The sequence below is a fragment of the Chlorobium sp. KB01 genome (assembly GCF_001975465.1).
GTDB lineage: Bacteria > Bacteroidota > Chlorobiia > Chlorobiales > Chlorobiaceae > Chlorobium.
Genome location: NZ_MPJE01000073.1, coordinates 1 through 2,610 on the forward strand (window position 1 = coordinate 1; position 2,610 = coordinate 2,610).

The 2,610-nt window shown below is 38.4% G+C and carries 3 protein-coding genes and 1 pseudogene; all 4 read left to right on the plus strand.

Annotated features, from left to right (window positions below; all coding sequences use genetic code 11):
• The first annotated feature begins 72 nt into the window (after positions 1–72).
• Positions 73–567: a GNAT family N-acetyltransferase gene (locus BOO20_RS08150; RefSeq protein ID WP_076791954.1), complete on the plus strand. Its 495-nt coding sequence runs from the start codon at positions 73–75 to the stop codon at positions 565–567.
• Positions 564–1,301, plus strand: a complete 738-nt coding sequence (locus BOO20_RS08155; RefSeq protein WP_076791956.1) for a hypothetical protein — start codon at positions 564–566, stop codon at positions 1,299–1,301. The genes BOO20_RS08150 and BOO20_RS08155 overlap by 4 nt, the downstream gene beginning before the upstream one ends.
• A 108-nt stretch (positions 1,302–1,409) precedes the next feature.
• Entirely contained in the window at positions 1,410–2,018 is a 609-nt protein-coding gene (locus tag BOO20_RS08160) for a hypothetical protein (protein WP_198935435.1), read from the plus strand.
• Positions 2,019–2,110: 92 nt separating this feature from the next.
• Positions 2,111–2,206: pseudogene (locus BOO20_RS13370) on the plus strand (type III-A CRISPR-associated RAMP protein Csm3); the annotation flags it as partial.
• Between the last annotated feature and the right edge of the window lie 404 nt (positions 2,207–2,610).

The following is a 2,610-nucleotide window of genomic DNA, read 5'->3' on the forward strand; positions in this document are numbered from 1 at the left end:
GTCTCGCCCTAAAGTTTACCAGCGAGTATGGCCTGTCAATGGCCGAGACCGCCCGGCAAAAAACTAACGACTATGATAAATACTGAAATACTGACATTCATAAACGATAAAACTGAAAACGATTTGAATGAGCTTTGGCAAAATTGCTTTGCGGGACAAAATAACCTCAACCACATGAATGCGTATGTTCCTTTCCCAATTGCACAACAGTGGCAACTAAATGGATTTTTGACAACGGAAAATGGTTATCGGTCATGGTTGGTAAAAAGAATATCAGAGCAAGACATCATCGGCTTTGCAATTCATGGGAATTTTTTTCCGGGTCTTCCAAATAATATTGGTTTTAATATTGGACTTAATTACACAAGAAATGGTTATGCAACCGAAACTCTAAAAGCACTTATTGAATATATCAAAGGAGTAGGATTAGACGAAACTTTCGGACACTGTTTTGAGAGCAATTTTGCCTCAATAAAAACCATGGAGAATTGTGGGTTTATTAATCAGGGAAGAACAGGTCGACAATTTAGCCATAACTATGAACTTAAATTCAAAATACAACTATGAACTGGCTTGACAACATTACTCAAGAACAAATTGAGACAGGTATGTTTCCGTTAAATGAAGTTTTGCAAAACTCGTTCTACTATCCTTCGTGCGGCTTTGACGGTGGTATAATAAAGGACTGCAATACGATTGGACGAGATTTGAACATTTTCAGTTTTGTTTATTGTGATTACGCTACAGGGGAGCAAGAATTCAAACAAGAACAGAATACTTTTTTAGGCTATCATGTCCTAGGAAGTAGAAGTGTTTCTCACTCCGAACTTACTCCAAATGGTTGGCGACCGCAATTTCCACCTCAATTTAATTTGCAGGACTACCAGCGTTACAGGGATACATGGAAGCCATTTATCAATTGGACAGTTTATGAAAGAGATGATAACCGAGATGATAATCATGGACAAAAACGATTTTCTCTTTTATATCTGGGAGGTGAAGGTGTTGCGACTTATCAAGCTTTATATTGGACAAACAAGATTTTCCCCCGAGCACTTGCAATTATTCAGCCAGGAACTGGCTATGGGCTTAACTGGACAGACTTTAGAGATAGAAACGGCGCATTGGCGTGGGTAATTAATAACAATCCAGTTGGACAACCAGAACTTATTTACTATGGAGGTTACGGGAACGGTTATTCCGACTTTAACTGGCATGGATATGTTCAATCAAGAATTATAAGACCATACTATAACGAAGGAGGCGAAGTGCGAATATGGACAAAACAAAACCCCGCATAACAGCGTGTAAGCAATATTGCCTTGCCGCAGGCGCAACACAAGGCAACATCGCCTACACGCAAACCGTTAGCGGTCAGGCTAAAAGACAAACCAACAGGACATTAACAAATGACAATTAAAGTAGAAAATATTTTAAAACTAACAGACAGCGACTTGCGACACTACAAGTTACATCTTGCTTGTTACAACGGTTATGAACAGCCATTAAATGTTTATTTGCAAGATTGGGACAGATGGGTTGGTTGGAATGAATGGCGTGGGAACAAAAACGACTTTAACAGACAATACATTTTCAGCTTAATTCAATTTTATCATGAACCGAACAAATGGTTATTTGGTGGAATTTTTAAAGTTGTAAAAAGACTTGAAGACTGGGCGGACACGGAAGTTGGTTATGAACTTGAATTGGTAGAATTGCATAAAGAGTTAATAGGACGACTTGTAATTGACTTCTATCGCTACCAAGGTCTGCGTGGACGTGCATTTTTACTTGAAGGATATTACAAAGACTTTGTCGTTTCAGAAATTCTAAAAAAGCCCTTTGATGGAATAAATTTCCCTGGTTACGAAAACATAAACATTGACTTTCCTGAATTGGAGACAGTTTTTAAATACCAAAAGAACGACTGGAAAGGAGCATTGGAGAATGTTAAAGGGGTTTATGTGTTTCAGATGGTTCAAAATTTAAACTTCATTTGGATTATAATTTGGAAGTAATTACCGACGATGAAGGAAAAATTTATCTCGGAACAATAAAGGATAGTGATGCTGTTAAGAATGGAATTGACGGCTACATTGCCGATACAATCGAAGACCTCAAAAATATCTTTAACACCTTAATGCTTCTGGAGCATAGTTATCTTGGGGGGAACGGTTCCCGAGGCTACGGTCGTGTTTCATTTTCATGCCTATCCTTAGAAATCAAAACCGTTCCGGTATTATTATCTACAGAGAAAGTTCCAGCACCAGCACCAGTAAGCATTCAAAGGCCAACTCCAAAAGAAATCAGATTAGAAATTGATAATCAAAAGGATACAATAGGAACCCATGTCAGGACTTACTACAACGAAGTATGTTACATGAAATGAAGCATTACATTGTTAGGATGAAGTTCATCTCACCTGTTCGGTTTGGTGCAGATTGTTCAGGTATTGGCATTGAAAACGCACAGCCTTTTGTTCACTCGGACACTTTATTCAGTGCTCTTTGCAATGTTTGGGCTAAATATCACATTCTTTCAAGTGACGAAATTGAATCGCTATAGGACACATTCCTCGAAGCTCTGCTTCGCGAAGGAATTCTTAAACAT